Genomic DNA, 16,877 nt, shown 5'->3' on the forward strand with positions numbered 1-16,877 from the left:
AATTAAGTCAGGTATCACAATCCAGCGAGGCCCGTCAGTGTCCACTACACAGGCCGTTATGCCGGTTTATTATATCCGCCAGGTTGCCGATTTGATCGCCAGCATGGGGGTGGATATTCCCCGCTGGCTGGAAAGCAGCGGCTTGACCGAGGCCCAGCTCAGTGGCACTTCGGTCTCACTCTCATGGGAAGCCTTCAGAAAACTGATCCTCGATGCCTTCGCTGTTACTGAGGAGCCCGCCATGGGACTACTTTTAGGCGAGCGCTTACTTGCGAGCATGCATGGAATTCTTGGTTATGCCGCCATGAGCAGCAGCTCTGTCCGCCAAGTGATTGAGCTTCTTGAGCGGTTTATTCCACTGCGAACGACCCTGATTACCGTCAAACACAAGATTGTTGATGACGAAGTACAGATTCACCTGGAAGAGGCCATGCCGCTCGGCGATGTCCAGCACTTTGTTTTTGAGGCGATTACTCTTGCGCTGAAGAATGTTCTCGACTTTATCACCCTCGGTAGCTGCCAGGTACGCCGGATTATCTTTCCATTTGCTGCCGAGTACGACCCAAGCCTGGCTGAGGACCTGTTCCAATGCGAGGTGTCTTACGAACAAACCTGGGCCGGCTTCACCCTGCCTCTGTCCGTGCTCGATGAACCATTAAAGATGGCCGATCCATCAACTTTTCAAGATGCCGAAAACCTGTGCCAACAGGAACTGGACAAACTGACACAAGAGGCGACGGTGGCCGCCCGCGTACGCCGCCTGATGCTTGAGCGCCAAAGTGGCTTCCCTTCCATGCAGGTCACTGCACGAATATTTCACATGACCCCTCGCACTCTACACCGGCGGCTTTCAGATGAAGGTACTTCTTTCCAGGAGGTACTTGATGATGTACGACACATGCTGGCTATTGAGCACCTCAAATCAGGTCGCATAACGCTCCAGGAAATTGCCTACAAGCTCGGCTATACCGAAACGGCCAACTTCCGCCGAGCCTTTAAGCGCTGGGAGTCCATACCACCATCTGAATATCGCGCCCAGCATATGCAGACGTAAGCGGCGTCCCTCAATCAACACATTTCCAGCAGGAAACGGGCGAAATGAATCCCCACCAGTTTACCCATGACGATCCTCCCGATCTGCCAGAGAGATCACCGTATAGAGGGACGCCTTGGCATATATATATACTGACTACATGTATGCGTAAACCACGCAGGGCATGACTGAAAAATAGACATGCCGCACGACTGAAAAGGAAACGCGATCGCGCTCCGAGCACCCAAGGCAAGTAGAGCCTGCCGAGCTGGAAACGCAAAAGTTGGATATGCGGGGGCTTCCGGGCCTTGGTTAAGGCTCCCCGCAGGCATACGGTAGCGCGGATCTTAGCCAGGCCCCAGTTTCGGTGGCCCAGAAAGCCTTGCCACACCAGAACAGACTAAGTGCGCGCCCACTTTCTGGCCTGCCCTAGTAAGCCGGCACCTCCAAGCCACCCCCATGGGAAAACACCGGAAATGATACCGGGGCATCTCAAGCTGTATATCGCAGACGGGAGGCACTTTTATTTTTATAAATCAATAGGTTATTCAACTTATGCCTTCAGGAAAGCATAAGGTGCGAATTTCGGTCATCTTATGCTTGTCCGATCAGGATGCCGACGCTGATGGTGGCCCGAACGCCGGCGGACCGAACATTGTTCTGGATATTACTGCCCAGCCGGATAACGGAGCCATCTTTGCCACCGTACTGACCCGCGACTACACCGATGTGAATGGCAATGGCTATGTGGACGACAGTGAACTGCCGGCGCAGAAGAACAATGCCACTGCCAATATCAAGGAATTCGGCGGTCTGATCACCGATGCCTCTCTGGCCAACGGTGGTGTGGCTTACACCTCTGCCGGTCTGCCCATGGCCTTCCTCGCGAAGGAACCTATCGACCTCAGTTACTTCGGTCTGACCCTGGAGTCCCAGAACGGTGTTGAGCGTACCTGGTGTGCCGACGAGCGCTTCCGCGACGAGAACGACGAAGTGTTCTGCATCACCACCGAAGGCGATTTCATGATCCCGGTTGAGATCAACCCGGAGATCGTGATGGGTACCAATCTGGTGATGACCGCCCAGGTAGGACCGGTGCCGCTGGAACTGGATACCGGGCCGCTGGTGCTGCGCTTCAGCCCTTATTTCGACGAGGAACTGCGTGAAACTCCGCTGCGTGGCTTTGTACTCAACGAAGCGGGTGCCGATGAAGTGCAGTTTATCGCTCGCCTGGATGCCTTGATGGATGCCCCTGACGTTGAAATCCTCGGTGGTCTGGGTACCGGTAACGTGCGCAGCGTGCGACTCAGCTCCTACATTCAGGGCCCCGTGCAGTACCAGACCAACGGCAAGATCGCGCTGGTATCGGATAACCGCACCGCCATGTCCGCCGACCTGGTGTTGAACCTGAACACCGATATTTTGGGTGACACCCTGGGCTTGCAGGCACTGAACGATCTGCTGGCGCCGCTGACCGATCTGATTGCAGAGCAGGGCCCTGCGCCCGCGACTGCCACACTGGCTCTGGATCCACGTCAGTTCCGGATTCGCGTTGTGAACTCTCACGCCAAGGCTCTGGTAACAACTGCGGAACAACTGAATGCGGGGGCGCAACAATGAAAACAATGATCCGATCTCTTTTGATGCCAGGACTGATGTTGCTGTCCGGAATGGCGACCGCCGAGCAGGATTACTATGGTCCGGATTACCCGGGGGTGAGTTTCGTACAGAAGATCTTTGGCGAAGACCGACTGTATTTCCGCGCCGGTGCCATGTACCAGGTGCCGGATGTGGTGACCAAATCCATTACCCTGAAAAACCTGTCTGAACTCGCCGAAGTAGCGGTAAAGCCGGGCCCGCAGGAAGGGGAAGCCTTCAGTGATCCTCTGCTGCTGCCGGCGGTGAGAATTGGCTACAAGCTGCGCTGGAAGCTGTGGGGCGGGGGCTGGTCCATCGAGACCGTGGCCGGCCTGCCGCCGACCCTGGAGCTGAAAGCCAAGGGTAAACTGGCGGATGTGCCGCTGGTGACCGAGGCCAACGGTATTCCTACCGAGGTGCCGGCACTGGGTGAAAAGGTGGCGGAAACCAAGGTGGCGCCGCCGCTGTTTACCCTGGTCAAGCAGTTCAATCGCGACAGCCGTCTGCGTCCCTATGTGGGCCTGGGCTGGGTATACTTGTTCAGCTACGACAGCCATGTGACCAACCCGGTACTGCTGGAAGTGGGCGAGCCTGAGCTGGAAATCGAGGATAAATTCGGTTTTGTGGGTCAGGTGGGGCTGGATTACCGCATCAGTGACTACTGGTGGGTATCTGCTGACTACAAGTACATTAGTGTACGTGATGTGACTGCGACCCTGGAAAAGGCCTACATCAAGCCGAAGGGGCTTCCCCAGTATGATTATGCAGAAGTGGGGGATACCGAGTTTGTCGCGGACCTCAACACCCATGCCTTCCATCTGGGTATTGGCTTTACCTTCTGATCCCGCCTGACAAACGGGGCCCAAAACGCCGAGACGGATACTTACTTCTGTCTCGGCGTTTGTGTATGGTTTGATCGCAAATGGGCTGCGCCCCGTAAGAAAAGCAATCAAGAGAACAATAATGACAATCAAGCATTCCCTGCTGGGGCTGCTGGCACTGTGCTGCAGCGCACCGGTGCTGGCGGCTGATTATCCGGAAGACCCCTTCGAGTTTGACCGCCGTCCCATGGCAGACAGCGAGATCGGCACTGCGCCCGGTCAGATGCAATTTACCGTGCTGGGTGCACTGGTGGAGGGGGATGTCAGCGACGATCTCTACTTTGGCGGACAGCTGGGGCTGGAATATGTGATGCATGAGTTCTACGGCATCCGCATGTCCGGTTTTCAGGATGTCTCTGAGAGCAGTTTCAGCAGCCTGGACTACAACGTTACCTCCATCCGCTTTGGCCCGGCCATGCACCTGCAACCCTACCGCCGGGTGGATCTGGGTTCCTACCTGGAAGGCGGGATGGCAATCCTCGATATGTTTGGCGGGGACCAGGACGACACGGCACCGGAAGTGGCGCTGGGTGGTTTTATCACCATTCACCTCGACAGTTTCTACTTTGTTCGCCTGGAGCTGCAGCGCTCCTGGACCACGCTGGAAATTGACGATGTGCTGCAGTCACACCATCGCACCGCGGCCATGCTGGGCATCGGCGCCGCTTTTTAATCCAATAAAAACAACAGGCGGAGTAGCGCTGTGAGCAAACCGCGAATACTGGTAATCGGGGCGGGGCCGGCGGGGCTGGCCTGTGCTGCCCAGCTGCTGGAAAACGCTGGCCAGAAACTGGATGTGACGGTCATGCATATGGGCCACCAGCTGGGCGGCAAGGCCGCTTCTTTTCAACAGCAGGATGGTCGTATCTACGAGCATGGCTGGCACATGATGGTGGGTTTTTACGACCGCATGCAGGCTCTGATGAGCCGGGCCGGTATTGATCTGGAAAAGACCGTGCTGAGCATGCAGGGGCAATCCCACATGTACGACCCCGTCAATGAGGAACTCTTTACCATTGGCGGCAAATCCACCCTGTCGATCATCAAGCAGTTTCTGACATTGCCCATGCTCAGCCCGGTGGAACGCATGAACGTGAATAACGTCATGACCGAAGCGTGCATGGTGGCCAAGCTGGCGGATGCCGGACTGGAGCGTTACGACGACCAGTGCTTCACGTCCTGGTGCATCGAGCGGGGCCTGCGCCCCCATGTGGCCAGCGAGATTCCGCTGTTCCGTTTTTTCCGCGAAGCCTATTTCAATTATCCCGGTGAAATCAGCGCCTACCATCTGCTCAAGAGCATTTACCTGATGGGCGGGTTGACCATGAAAAATGCCACCCAGTACGTGGTGGATGGCGATTACACCAACACGGTGTGGAATCCCATTGGCGATTATATCCGTCGCATGGGGGGCACCTTTCTGCCCTATACCAAGGCCATGAACTGGCAGTATGAAGGCCGGCGAATTACCGGTGTCGAGGTGGCCAAACCGGATCCGGCAGGCCATGCCTGGGGCGAGCGTTCCTGGCCGCGGGGAGAGATTCCCGTGCAGGAAGACACCCGCAGTGTCTACACGGATTTCGATTACGTGATCAGCACCATTCCCAATGCGGTGTTCTGCAAGATGAATGCGGATGACGAGCGCTGGTGGAATTCTTCCTATTTCAGTCGGTTGCGGAACCTGCGCAGTGCCGCCACGGTTTCACTGACCGTTCTGACGGAGAAGCCGGTGGGCGAATTCCCGGGTCCGGTTTTCGGTTTGCCGGCACCGCTGGGCATCGTCACCAACATGAAACCCTACTGGCGACATACCCGTGCCGACGCCAGTGTGGGGGCCGCTCTGGCGTTCGTGGGGCAGGAGCGGGGGTTTGAGGACTGGACCGACCAGCAGATTATCGATTTCACCCTGGATAATTTTTCCAGAGTGAAAGGCTACGGCGATATTCGTGCTGCCGGGATCAAGGACATCGAGTTTCATCGCAACGTGGCCGATCATTCGCGCCTGTTTGATTGTGAGCCGGGCGTACAACAGTTTCGCCCCGGTCACCTGACTCCATTCCATAACCTGTTCCTGGCCGGTGACTGGGTCAGGAATGAGGTGGATGTGATCTGTATGGAAGGGGCCATGGCGTCGGGTCAGGAAGCCGCTGACCAGTTGCTGGAGACCCTTCGGGGATAGGGAGACAAGATGAACGATAATAATGATCCATTCAGCATCGAGGCCGATCCTTACTACCAGGCGCCCGTTCCGGAAGGGAAGGAGCAGGGGCGCCAGCTCCACGATTGCCAGTGCCAGCAAGATCCGGGCACCACGACCCGCCGTCAGGCCTTGATTGCCGCTGGCGTGTTGTTCACCTTGCCACTTGCCTCGGCGGCAGCGCCCATGGTGCCCTGCCGGCAAACCCGGCAGAAGATCACCCCCTGCAAGCACAAGTTCTGCCGTCACTTTGGCGGGGGAAAGGACTACTACGATCGCTGATCGTTTCCCGCAGCCGGCCCCGGACTGAACGTTTGCGTCATTGAGTCACCCGGGCCCGGCATGAAATAGTTTCCGTTCTCGCCGCGTCCTCCTTTTTCCTGCTGTTGTCAGGTTTGCCTGCGGTGTGTCTGTTATTCATCCTGGAGCGCCTGATGAGTGGAACCCTGTCCTATCCCATAGCCGAAGTCCCGCCTTCAGGAGTGCGGCACCGGGTGGCTGACGGGGTGTACTGGTTGCGCTTCCCGTTACCGTTTGCACTGGACCATATCAACCTGTGGCTGCTCGAAGACAATGGCGGCTGGACGGTGGTGGATACCGGCCTGGGGGTGCGGCCCAGCCAGAAAATCTGGAAAGGGTTGCTGGCAGAACAGCTGGATGGCAAACCGCTGACTCGGGTGATCGTGACTCACTACCACCCGGATCATCTTGGCCTTGCTGGCTGGCTGGAACAGGAAACCGGAGCGGAGGTCTGGATCAGCCGAGGGGAATGGGCTCTGGCCAATGTCATCTGTGATTCTCCGGAAGTCGATACCATTGAGCGACTGCGAGGTTTCCTTGGCGGCCATGGTCTCAGTGGTGATGATCTGGACAAGGTGGCGGGTAAAGGAAATGGTTTTCGTCGGGTGGTCCAGCCGCTGCCGTCGGCGCCGGGTTTCCTCTCGGCAGGTGATGTCATCACTATCAATGGTGATGACTGGGCTGTGCATGTGGGCTGCGGTCATTCCCCCGAGCATGTCTGTCTGTATCGAGACAGGGACCACCTGCTGATCAGCGGCGACCAGGTGTTGCCTACCATCTCGAGCAACCTCAATGTGCGCGCCGCAGAACCGGATGCCGACCCGGTCACCGACTTTGTCGACAGCCTCAAGGCGCTACGCGACAAGCTGCCTGACGATACCCTGGTACTGCCGGCCCACGGACTGCCATTCCGGGGACTGCGCGCCCGGGTGGATGCTCTTGCGTTGCATCATGATGAGCAGCTGGACCGAGTCCAGGCTGCCTGCCGGGAACGGCCGCAATCCGCTTTCGACATGCTCCCGGTGCTGTTTGATCGCAAGCTGGATGTACAACAGCTGATGTTCGCCATGGGCGAAAGTATCGCTCACCTGAATTGTCTGATGCAGCAGGGCCGGGTGCAGCGCGAACAGGTCGAAGGCATCTGGCGGTTCAGGGGCTGAAACAGTTGGGAGGAGCGAGTTTCGAGTAGCGAAAATCAAAACCGGTCACTTAATCGGGGTTCCGTAGAATCTTTTGGTGCCTCAGCGGGACAGAACCATAATCCTGATCGCAACTCGCAACTCGCAACTCGCAACTCGCAACTCGTACCTGTTTCTGGCATTTTGTCTACCTGATCCCCCCACTTTGCCGCTCGCGGCCTTTTGACCAGGAGACTTCCATGCAGCCCTTTGACTGGCGTGATCCCTTGTTGCTGGAAACCCAGCTCACCGACGATGAGCGCATGATTCGTGATGCCGCACGGGAGTATTGCCAGAACCGCCTGATGCCGAGGATTCTCGAGGCCAATCGTCATGAAACCTTTGATCGCGAGATCATGACGGAAATGGGCGCGTTGGGTTTTCTGGGGCCGACCATTCCCGAGCAGTATGGCGGTGCCGGGGTGAATCATGTGAGTTACGGGTTGGTGGCGCGGGAGGTGGAAAGGGTGGATTCCAGTTACCGCTCTGCCATGAGTGTGCAGTCCTCCCTGGTGATGCACCCGATCCATGCCTTTGGCAGTGAATCGGTACGCATGAAGTACCTGCCGAAACTGGCCAGTGGCGAATGGGTGGGGTGTTTCGGTTTGACCGAGCCAGATCATGGCTCGGATCCCGGTGCCATGAGTACCCGCGCCCGCAAGGTGGAGGGCGGTTATTGTCTTACAGGTACCAAGACCTGGATAACCAATTCACCGATCGCCGACGTGGCGGTAGTGTGGGCCAATCTTGAGGGCAAGATTCATGGCTTCGTGCTGGAGCGAGGGTATGAAGGTTTTTCTACGCCTAAGATAGAAGGCAAGTTTTCCCTGCGCGCTTCCGTGACCGGGCAGATCGTACTGGACGACTGTTTCGTGCCGGAAGAGAACCATCTGGAGGTGCAGGGACTGAAAGGGCCGTTCAGCTGTCTCAACAAGGCCCGTTACGGCATCAGCTGGGGCAGCATGGGCGCCGCCGAGTTCTGTTGGCATGCGGCGCGCCAGTACACTCTGGATCGTACACAGTTTGGCCGTCCTCTGGCTCACACCCAGCTGATCCAGAAAAAACTGGCCGACATGCAAACGGAAATCACCCTGGGTTTGCAGGGGGCGTTGCAATTGGGACGTTTGATGGATTCAGGGCAATGGGCGCCGGAGATGGTGTCGCTGATGAAACGCAACAACTGTGGCAAGGCCATCGAGATTGCCCGTCAGGCCCGTGACATGCATGGCGGAAATGGTGTCAGTGATGAGTACCATGTGATACGCCATGTGATGAATCTGGAGGCGGTCAACACCTATGAAGGTACCCATGATGTGCACGCCCTGATTCTGGGCCGGGCGCAAACTGGCTTGCAGGCTTTCAGCGGATAACCGAACCACTTTGCGAAGGACATTGCCATGATGCTTCCCCGTGTTTTACCTCAATCCCGGCGTTGCTCGTCGCTGTTGTTATCGGCCATGTTGAGTGGCCTGTTGCTGTCCGGGTGTAATGACAGTAACGCTCCAGTCAGTGAGAGCAGTGATAACGTACAGCAGGCAACGAAGATGGACGAACAGCGGGTGATCAGCGGCAAGGTCATGTACCGGGAACGGGTGGCGTTGCCTCCCAATGTCACGGTCACGGTAACTCTGGCGGATGTGTCCCGCGCCGATGCGCCGATGAAGGTGTTGGCGGAAGAGCATATCGATAATCCCGGTCAGGTACCTGTGCCGTTCAGCCTGCGCTATCAGACGGCATCCGTCACGCAATCCCATCCCCTGGCTTATGCGGTCCGTGCGCAGATCCGTGATGCGGATGGCAAGCTGCTGTGGACCACAACCCAGCGTAATCCCGTGGACCTGAGTGCCGAGGTGGCCCCTGACGAGATTACCCTGATGCTGCAGCGGGTAGCGTCTGCCGACGCCGCAACGTTATCTCCTGCCATGCAGGATGCCAGTGATGCGGGGGCCACCTTCTGGGCAATGGGCAATGAACCCGGCTGGCATGTGGTGGTGTACCCGGATGAAAAGATTCTGTTCGTGGGCGACTACGGTGACACGGAAGTGTCCCTGCCGTTCGCTTCTCCGCTGGTTGAAGGGACTGAGACACAGTATCAAACCGGCAATGAAGAACACCGGCTGACGCTGGCTATCAGTGAACAGGATTGCCAGGACAGCATGAGTGGAAAACACTACGATTATGCCGTGCAGGTGACCTTGAACGAGCACGAATATCGCGGTTGCGGTAGTAACCTCTGAGAACAGACGCCGGCTACGGCGGTTAACGGGATCATTCGGCGTTGTGATGGTTGACTCGCGCCGAACAGCACAAGGATTTATTCATGCTCAGCTATGTTGCTCTCGGGCTACTGGTATTTGTGGCGCTGGTACTGTTTTACGGTGTCATCGCCATTCACGATATCCCCTACGAAATCTCGAAGGAAAGGAATCATCCCCATCAGGATGCCATTCATGTGGCCGGTTGGGTGAGTCTGTTCACCTTGCATGTGCTGTGGCCGTTTCTGTGGATCTGGGCCACCCTGTATCGACCGGAGCGGGGCTGGGGTTTTCAGACTCTCCAGGAGCAACAGCGAGTGGATGAGGCATTGTTTGCGGAGTTACAGGACAAGGTTGAAGGGCAGGCCGAGCGTATTGCCTTGCTTGAGCAGAAGCTGGAGGGGAAAGACTGATGGAAACCTTGTTGCTTCTGACCTACGCCGCGATCTGTATCTTCATCTTCAAGGTCTTCAAGGTACCGCTGAACAAGTGGACGGTGCCCACCGCGGTGCTTGGCGGCATCGTGCTGGTGGGCTCGCTGGTACTGGTGATGAATTATAACCACCCCTTTACCCGCAAGGTCCGCCAGATCTATGTGGTGACACCGATTGTCTCGGAAGTTCGGGCTCGTGTGAAAGCGGTACCGGTAGAAGCGAACTCACCGGTGAAGCAGGGTGATCCTCTGGTCATTCTGGACGATACCCGCTACCGCGCCCGGGTGGCCGTACTGGAAGCTCAGCTGGCGGATACCGGCCAGCTGGCCAAAGGCAATGTGGCCGCTGTTTCCGAGGCCCGTGCCAAGGTGGCACAGGCCAAGGCAAAGCGGGATCAGGCCGAGAGCACGTTGGCCCGCTACGAAGGTGCGCCGTCGGCGTTCAGTGCACAGCAGATTGATACCCAGCGTGAAAGAGTGGTCTCCACCAATGCGGATCTGGATGCAGCGAAGGCTGCACTGGCCCAGGCACAGACCCAGCTGAGTGGGGAAGTGAATGGGGATGATCCCGCCGTTGCCGCCATCAAGGCGCAACTGGAAGAAGCACAGTTTAATCTGGATAACACCATCATCAGGGCGCCCACGGATGGCTTTGTGACCCAGCTGGCGGTCAAACCGGGGATGATGGCGGTGCCTCTTCCCCTCAAGCCGGTGGCAAACTTCATCAGTGAGCAGGATCGCTATTATGTGGCGGCGTTCCGTCAACAATCCCTTCTGCGTTTGCAGCCGGGGTACGAGGCCGAGCTGACGTTTACTGCATTACCGGGGCAGGTTTTCCAGGCAAAACTGGACGAAGTATTGCCGACCATCGCCGAGGCCCAGCTTGTCCCGGGCCAGCAGCTTGTCGGTGCGGAGGCATTTCGCGATATGAGTAATGAGGCAATGGTCATTCTGCGTACAGAGGAGGGGACGCTACCGGACAATTTGCCGATGGGCATGAACGCCCAAGCGGCGGTGTACTCAGACCATGCCCATCACGTGGCGGTGATGCGCAAGATTCTGCTGCGCATGATGAGCTGGCAGCATTACCTCTATTTGGATCACTAAGGCGTTATTCAGAGGCTCACTAATCCTCTTCACGGGCGGCCTCTGGCCGCTCGTTTTGCTTCCGGGCCGGTGGCGCCAGCCACTGGTAGCAGAACCGTCCAATGGCTAGCCACATGAGCGCGACAATCAACAGAAAGAACACGCTTCCGTCACGGTAAAGGGTCCATAGCCAGGGGGCAAAAAGCGCACCACTCATGATCATGGCGGTGGTGAAGGCCAGAATTTGCCGGCGCCGCTGACGGTCTTCCGGTGGGTCGGACGGTGTGTTCATTCCTGCTCCCGTAGGCAAGTGGCGAGCCGGTACTTTACCATAACGATCTCAAGTCACCGTCACGGAGAGTTGCCATCAACGGTTACCCCGTTCCCGCCGGTCCCGTGGATCGCGAGATCATCATCAACAAGAGTCGTTTTATCACCTGGCTGCGCCCTGTTGCAGACCGGGATGCGGCCATGGCAGTCGTCGAGGAAGCGCGGCAGTTGTACCCGGATGCCACCCATCATTGCTACGCCTATCTGCTCGGCAACCCTGCCTCTGCCCAGGCGGCTATGAATGATGATGGCGAACCTTCCGGCACCGCCGGCAAGCCCATCTTCAACGTGATTCAACACAAGGGCCTGAGCGATGTGCTGGTGGTGGTGATTCGCTATTTTGGCGGTGTGAAGCTGGGCGCCGGCGGGTTGGTCAGAGCCTATGCGGCGGCGGCAGAGTCAGTGCTGGCAGACGTCGAGCGAATTGAACATGTGCCGCACTTCAGCGCTTCCCTGGACATGGATTTCGCGCTGGAACAGCGCTTGCGACATTGGGCCGATCAGCATCAGGGGCTAATCGTCGATGTGCAGTATGGACAGAAGGTGACCCTGGCACTGAGCGCGCCCGAGGAGCATTTCGCTGATCTCGAAGCGCTGTGTGCGGCGGAGCAGATAGCGATGCGCACTGACTGAACCCGGCTCTTGCCGGCGGTTTTTCTTCCAAACTCCTTATGCTCTCACTCTGACCTGTAAAGAGCGGGGAATCAGGGCGCATTTCGCGGTAGTCTCGAGGACACAAGAACAAGGAGAGCCCCATGAGCGACAAGCCCGTCATCGATCCCAACCCGGCCACCTTGCCGGCGATCCTCGATTCCCTGCCGGACGATACCCCCATCGTCATGCTCAACCTGTTGCGCTTCCGTGAAACGGCTCGCTACAAGGATGGCGAGGCCGGCTACAGCGGTCGGGTGGCCTATCAGAAATATTCCGAGGTGGCATTTGGCAAAGTGCAGGGCGTCGGCGGCGAGATGGTCTGGAAAGGCCGCGCACTGGCCGGGGTGATCGCCCCCGAAGGGGAAAAGTGGGACAGCGTATTGCTGGTCCGTTACCCCAGCAAACAGGCCTTTGCGTCCATGCTGGCCGATCCGGAATATCGCGAAGCCACCCGGCATCGGACTGCGGCGCTGGAAGAAGCGCGGTTGATTGCCATGCAGGAAGGGTGAAATACAGTTAACAGTGAATAGTGAACAGTTAACAGCGGCGCGATAGCGCGTCTTTATCATTCGGATGAAAGTACCCGCGCCCTGTATTTGGGTGTGCTCTCATACGTCAAGAAGTAATGAAAAGGCGAAAAAATACTTGACGCGGAATGCTGCTCGGGCAGCCTTCACTGTTCACTGTTCACTGTTCACTGTTCACTGTTCACTGTTCACTGTTCACTGTTCACTGTTCACTGTTCACTGTTCACTGTTCACTGTTCACTGTTCACTGTTCACTGAGGATGTTATGACGACAAACCAACCCGTAGGCATCACCACCCCGGATGGCCACCTCATGCGCGCCCGCTGGGTGCGGCCCGTTACCCCTAATCCCCACAAGGCGGCCGTCATCGCCATCCATGACATCTTTGGCTATAGCGATGATATCGAGCGTATCGCACAGCGGTTGGCGGATAACGGCTATCCGGTACTGGTGCCGGATCTGTATGACCTGCCCAACAGCAAGCCCTTGTGTGTTGTGAAAACCCTGAAGGCCCATGAAACCGGTAAGGGTAAGGCGTTTGAGCAACTGGAGGCCTGCCGTCACTGGCTGCTGGAGCAGGACGAGGAGCCGGTGGAGAAGATCGGGGTGATGGGTTTCTGTATGGGTGGGCGGTTCGCCGTCCTTTATGCCGCTCAGGCGCCGGTGCAGGTGGTGGCGCCGTTCTATGGCGGGATACCGAAAGACCCGGAAGTACTTCGTGGAATCTGCCCGGCAGTGGGTGGCTGGGGGCGCACAGACAAGGTTTACGGTTCCCACGGTGATCGTCTCGCCAGCCATCTCGATACCCTGGGCGTGCCCCACGATATCAAGACCTACGAGAACGTGGGCCACTCCTACATGAACGACCACCAGGGCTTCGTGTTCAAGAAGATGGGCCCATTACCGCCCATGCGCTCCAAGTTTGATGCTACCGCGTCGGAAGACAGCTGGGAGCGTGTGCTGGTTTTTTTCGAGAAGGTGTTTTCCGGAGAAATTCAGGCGGCGGGATAATCCGCTACGAGCTACGAGCTACGAGCTACGAGCTACGAGCTACAAGCTACAAGCTACAAGCTACAAGCTACAAGCTACAAGCTACGCTCGATTTGATGGGAAAACCCTGAAAAGTTCCCGGATTTCATTGTTTCTACGAAGCCGCTGTGGGAGCTTGCCTGCAAGCGATCCGAGCCTAAGCGAGGTATGGGTACCAGAGACGCTGTTCGAACTGCAGGAACCTGCGTGCGAGCCGAAGGGTGAGCGAAGCAAATAACACCAGTCGAAGTGCAAACCTGCGGTGAAAGTGGCACGTGCCTGGCAGGCTAAAGCTGGCCTGCAGTTTCATCGCACCGATAAAGCTGTTTGTCCTCGCCGGACGGGCCCAAAGGGGGAGCTGGCTCCCCCTCTGGACTCCCCGCCACCCCGACTCCGTTCGACCCGCTCCGCGGGCACACTCCGGTACTCAGGATCTGGCGGACGCAAAAAAGACTCGCTCCGCTCAGACAGGTTTTTTGCTCTACGCCGCCAGATCCTTCCGTTCCTCGACTCACTCTAACGGGGAAGATGCCGGGCTGATGGCATTGGTGAGTTCACATTGCAGAAGCGTGGGCGGGTATCTGTAGGAGCCCTCCTGCGCTTCCCCTTGTGAAGCGTGGCATTCACCCTCTATGGGAGTACAGCGCGTCCCGGCAGAGCAGTGGAGCAAACTTACTTGCCCGTGCACTCAGAAGCCGCCCACTTGCCTTCAACCACGGTCTTCATCTGGTGGTTGTTACCTTTCATGGTCATTTCAGAGGTGTAGTGCTTGCTGTTGTGCATGACCATCTTGCCGGTGACCTGAGTCCGCGACTGGGTGCCCGGAATGTTGCAGTTGGCACTCCAGCTGAGGGTGTTGCCGCTTTTCTTGAGGTCTGTGTCACTGCAGCTGTCTTCTTCCCAACTTTTACGCAGTGAGGCTTCCGGATCCTTGGCATCTTCAACACTGAGGCAGTCTTTCTGCTTCTGGGTACGCATCTGTTCGGGGATGCCAGGGGCATCGAGATTGATGGTCAGGTCCCACAGACCAGGGGCCATCTCGCCTGCCTGCGCGATGGGGGCGAACATGAGCAGGGCAGAGAGCAGGGCGGGCACTTTTTTCATGACGAATCCTTTCGATATGTTGGCGGCCTGATCAGTATCAGGCCGTGCGTTTACTGGGCGGGAACTCGCACAGGTCAGCTATCAGGCACTCGCTGCATTTGGGCTTGCGGGCGGTACAGACATAGCGGCCGTGCAGAATCAGCCAGTGGTGAGCATCGCGCAGAAACTCTTCCGGTACCAGCCGGACCAGCCGTTTTTCGACTTCCAGCACATTTTTACCCGGTGCAATGCGAGTTCGGTTGGATACCCGGAAGATATGGGTGTCGACGGCCATGGTGGGATAACCATAGGCAGTGTTAAGCACCACATTGGCGGTCTTGCGGCCGACGCCGGGCAGCGCTTCCAGTTCTTCACGGGTACGGGGTACCTGGCTGTCGTGCTGATCGATCAGCATCTTGCACAGCTGGATGATGTTCTCGGCCTTGGAATTGAACAGTCCAATCGTCTTGATGTACTGCTTCAGTCCGTCCAGGCCAAGGGCATAGATGGCTTCCGGGGTGTTGGCCACCGGGTACAGTTTTGCGGTGGCCTTGTTGACGCCCACGTCCGTGGCTTGTGCAGATAGCACCACGGCCACCAGCAACTCGAAGTCCGAACTGTATTCCAGTTCTGTGGTGGGATGAGGGTTCTGGTCCCGCAGGCGGGTAAAAATTTCAGTACGTTTCTCGCGATTCATGATCTAGTCCTGAGTTCGCGAGGAGTATAGCGGATCTGGGGGGATCGGGCAGGGTGGCACAGGGGCAAGTTACAAGTTTCAAGTTACAACGCGGATGAGTGTCTTTACGTTTCCTGGAGCTGGATGTCGCGCACCATGCTTGAAGCGCGGGCAGGGCCTGGAAAATTCCCATGGCTTTGCCCGCGCCTTGCAACCTGTAGCTTGAAACTTGCTTCTTTCTACTTCTGGGCCATGACTACCTGACCTTCTTCAATGCGAAGACGCTCGCCGGGTTTCTTGTCCATGCGAATGGTCTCTTCCACTTCGTTGAAGACGTAGGTTACATCGTAGCCTTCCGTGCGGCTGCGGTTTTCCATCACCGTATTACAGTGCTGTTCGGTGGTGGTGTAGGTGTTTTTCTCTTGCATGCCTTTCTGGATCTGGTTGCCGGCAATGCCGCCCGCAATGGCGCCACCGGCGGTGGCAGCATCCTTGCCGCTGCCGCCACCAAACTGGTGGCCGATTACTCCGCCAATCACAGCGCCGACCACACTACCGGTCACCCGGTGCTGGTCCTTCACCGGTTTCTGGTGTGTGACGGTGATGTCCTGACAGGTTTCGCGGGGTTCCTGCCAGCGCTTCACGATGGGTTCCACCTTGGTCACAGTGGCAAAGCCGGAAGTGGGCGGGGTGGTGACACGCCAGGCACCATAGCCGGCACCGGCAATGGCTACGGCGCCTGCAAGGCTGAGAGTCGCTACAGCAATGCTTTTCATGGTGAATCTCCTGAATTCTGTTATTTCACGTTTGGAGTGGGTGATACCTGATTTGGTTCTGAGAGAGATGCAAAAGAATGTTAATTGGGGTGTTCAATAAGACGCCTGACGCTGGAGGCCGGATGCCTGACGCTAAAACCGGGTAAGGCCAAGGTTAGGGCCTGTTGGGGGATGTGGCTGTGCAATTTTGTTTCCTGAAAGGGGATCAGGTTAAATGGCAGGGTTTGATCAGCCTTTCTGATCTCCAGGGGAGAATTCACCGGTGTCACAACAAGACCAGCAGCTGGAAGCTGAATATTTTCATCTTACCAACCTGATCGATTCCTTTGACCAGAAGTCACTGACCATCAAGGCATGGAGTGTGACGCTGGCGGGCATTCTCGCGGGTTCCGGTGCCTTTTTCGATCGCCCCGGCATGCTCTGGGTAGGCGTATTCGGCAGTCTCATGTTCTGGCTGGTGGAAGGGCACTGGAAAGCCTTTCAGGCGGCGCATTATGCCCGTATCGAAAAGATCGAGGCGCACTTCCGCGGTGAAGTAGACGAGATCGCACCGTTCCAGACCGCCTACAGCTGGGAGAAAAGCCGCCGCGCCGGGGGCACCCGTGAGTTGCTGCGAATCCTCGGCATGCGCCATGTGTTTCTGCCCCACGGGCTGATGGCAGTGGCGTTGCTGGTGGCGGGGACTGTGCTGTAAGAGTGTTGCTGTAGGAGCCAGCCTGTTGGCGATGAGTAGCAAGCTACAAGCTTCAAGCTGCAAGGCGCGGGATGGCGAGATCGAAAACTGACAGGCCATGCCCGCG

Annotated in this window: 19 protein-coding genes; 15 read left to right on the forward strand and 4 right to left on the reverse strand. The window is 57.3% G+C overall.

All coding sequences use genetic code 11. From position 1 onward, the window contains the following. The first annotated feature begins 58 nt into the window (after positions 1-58). From MWU49_RS00150 to MWU49_RS00200, 11 genes are all read left to right on the forward strand, one after another. Complete coding sequence (locus MWU49_RS00150; protein ID WP_246966742.1) at positions 59-1,054, forward strand: AraC family transcriptional regulator; 996 nt, start codon at positions 59-61, stop codon at positions 1,052-1,054. A gap of 555 nt (positions 1,055-1,609) precedes the next feature. Next, the gene (locus MWU49_RS00155; protein WP_246966744.1) at positions 1,610-2,653 is read left to right on the forward strand and encodes a hypothetical protein; all 1,044 of its coding nucleotides are present in this window, start codon (positions 1,610-1,612) and stop codon (positions 2,651-2,653) included. Positions 2,654-2,658: 5 nt separating this feature from the next. Next, positions 2,659-3,513, forward strand: coding sequence for an OmpW family outer membrane protein (locus MWU49_RS00160; RefSeq protein WP_246966746.1), 855 nt, complete (start codon positions 2,659-2,661; stop codon positions 3,511-3,513). A 121-nt stretch (positions 3,514-3,634) separates the two neighbouring features. Then, positions 3,635-4,225 carry a hypothetical protein gene (locus MWU49_RS00165; RefSeq protein ID WP_246966748.1) on the forward strand — a complete coding sequence of 197 codons (591 nt, stop codon included), beginning with the start codon at positions 3,635-3,637 and terminating at the stop codon, positions 4,223-4,225. Between the two features lie 30 nt (positions 4,226-4,255). Then, entirely contained in the window at positions 4,256-5,731 is a 1,476-nt protein-coding gene (locus MWU49_RS00170) for an FAD-dependent oxidoreductase (RefSeq protein ID WP_246966750.1), read from the forward strand. 9 nt (positions 5,732-5,740) lie between these two features. Next, entirely contained in the window at positions 5,741-6,031 is a 291-nt protein-coding gene (locus MWU49_RS00175) for a hypothetical protein (RefSeq protein ID WP_246966752.1), read from the forward strand. Positions 6,032-6,183: 152 nt separating this feature from the next. Further along, positions 6,184-7,209: an MBL fold metallo-hydrolase gene (locus MWU49_RS00180; protein WP_246966754.1), complete on the forward strand. Its 1,026-nt coding sequence runs from the start codon at positions 6,184-6,186 to the stop codon at positions 7,207-7,209. A 218-nt stretch (positions 7,210-7,427) separates the two neighbouring features. Next, positions 7,428-8,597, forward strand: a complete 1,170-nt coding sequence (locus tag MWU49_RS00185; protein WP_246966755.1) for an acyl-CoA dehydrogenase — start codon at positions 7,428-7,430, stop codon at positions 8,595-8,597. A gap of 27 nt (positions 8,598-8,624) precedes the next feature. Then, positions 8,625-9,464 (forward strand): YbaY family lipoprotein, encoded by an 840-nt coding sequence (locus tag MWU49_RS00190; RefSeq protein WP_246966757.1) that lies wholly within the window; start codon positions 8,625-8,627, stop codon positions 9,462-9,464. 83 nt (positions 9,465-9,547) lie between these two features. Further along, positions 9,548-9,895: a DUF3302 domain-containing protein gene (locus tag MWU49_RS17820; RefSeq protein WP_348646680.1), complete on the forward strand. Its 348-nt coding sequence runs from the start codon at positions 9,548-9,550 to the stop codon at positions 9,893-9,895. Continuing rightward, positions 9,895-11,022, forward strand: coding sequence for an HlyD family secretion protein (locus tag MWU49_RS00200; RefSeq protein ID WP_246966759.1), 1,128 nt, complete (start codon positions 9,895-9,897; stop codon positions 11,020-11,022). Before MWU49_RS17820 ends, MWU49_RS00200 begins: the two co-directional genes overlap by 1 nt. Before the next feature lie 19 nt (positions 11,023-11,041). Here MWU49_RS00200 and MWU49_RS00205 read toward each other — a convergent pair whose 3' ends face one another. Continuing rightward, the gene (locus tag MWU49_RS00205; protein ID WP_246966762.1) at positions 11,042-11,293 is read right to left on the reverse strand and encodes a hypothetical protein; all 252 of its coding nucleotides are present in this window, start codon (positions 11,291-11,293) and stop codon (positions 11,042-11,044) included. Positions 11,294-11,397: 104 nt separating this feature from the next. Here MWU49_RS00205 and MWU49_RS17825 point away from each other — a divergent pair, with 104 nt between their 5' ends. The 3 genes from MWU49_RS17825 to MWU49_RS00220 all read left to right on the forward strand — a co-directional run bounded on the left by MWU49_RS17825 (position 11,398) and on the right by MWU49_RS00220 (position 13,524). Further along, positions 11,398-11,964 carry a YigZ family protein gene (locus tag MWU49_RS17825; RefSeq protein WP_246966764.1) on the forward strand — a complete coding sequence of 189 codons (567 nt, stop codon included), beginning with the start codon at positions 11,398-11,400 and terminating at the stop codon, positions 11,962-11,964. A 122-nt stretch (positions 11,965-12,086) separates the two neighbouring features. Further along, on the forward strand, positions 12,087-12,494 hold the full coding sequence (locus tag MWU49_RS00215; protein ID WP_246966766.1) for a DUF1330 domain-containing protein: 408 nt from the start codon (positions 12,087-12,089) through the stop codon (positions 12,492-12,494). 283 nt (positions 12,495-12,777) lie between these two features. Beyond that, on the forward strand, positions 12,778-13,524 hold the full coding sequence (locus MWU49_RS00220) for a dienelactone hydrolase family protein (RefSeq protein ID WP_246966767.1): 747 nt from the start codon (positions 12,778-12,780) through the stop codon (positions 13,522-13,524). A 690-nt stretch (positions 13,525-14,214) separates the two neighbouring features. Here the strand turns inward: MWU49_RS00220 and MWU49_RS00225 are convergent. The 3 genes from MWU49_RS00225 to MWU49_RS00235 form a co-directional block, all read right to left on the reverse strand. After that, complete coding sequence (locus MWU49_RS00225) at positions 14,215-14,646, reverse strand: DUF3617 family protein (protein WP_246966768.1); 432 nt, start codon at positions 14,644-14,646, stop codon at positions 14,215-14,217. Between the two features lie 37 nt (positions 14,647-14,683). Further along, entirely contained in the window at positions 14,684-15,322 is a 639-nt protein-coding gene (gene nth / locus MWU49_RS00230) for an endonuclease III (RefSeq protein WP_246966769.1), read from the reverse strand. Between the two features lie 218 nt (positions 15,323-15,540). Then, positions 15,541-16,077, reverse strand: coding sequence for a glycine zipper 2TM domain-containing protein (locus tag MWU49_RS00235; protein WP_246966770.1), 537 nt, complete (start codon positions 16,075-16,077; stop codon positions 15,541-15,543). Between the two features lie 262 nt (positions 16,078-16,339). Here MWU49_RS00235 and MWU49_RS00240 point away from each other — a divergent pair, with 262 nt between their 5' ends. Continuing rightward, positions 16,340-16,771: a hypothetical protein gene (locus MWU49_RS00240; protein ID WP_246966771.1), complete on the forward strand. Its 432-nt coding sequence runs from the start codon at positions 16,340-16,342 to the stop codon at positions 16,769-16,771. Positions 16,772-16,877 lie beyond the last annotated feature (106 nt).

The sequence above is a fragment of the Alcanivorax sp. S6407 genome (assembly GCF_023016115.1).
GTDB lineage: Bacteria > Pseudomonadota > Gammaproteobacteria > Pseudomonadales > Alcanivoracaceae > Alcanivorax.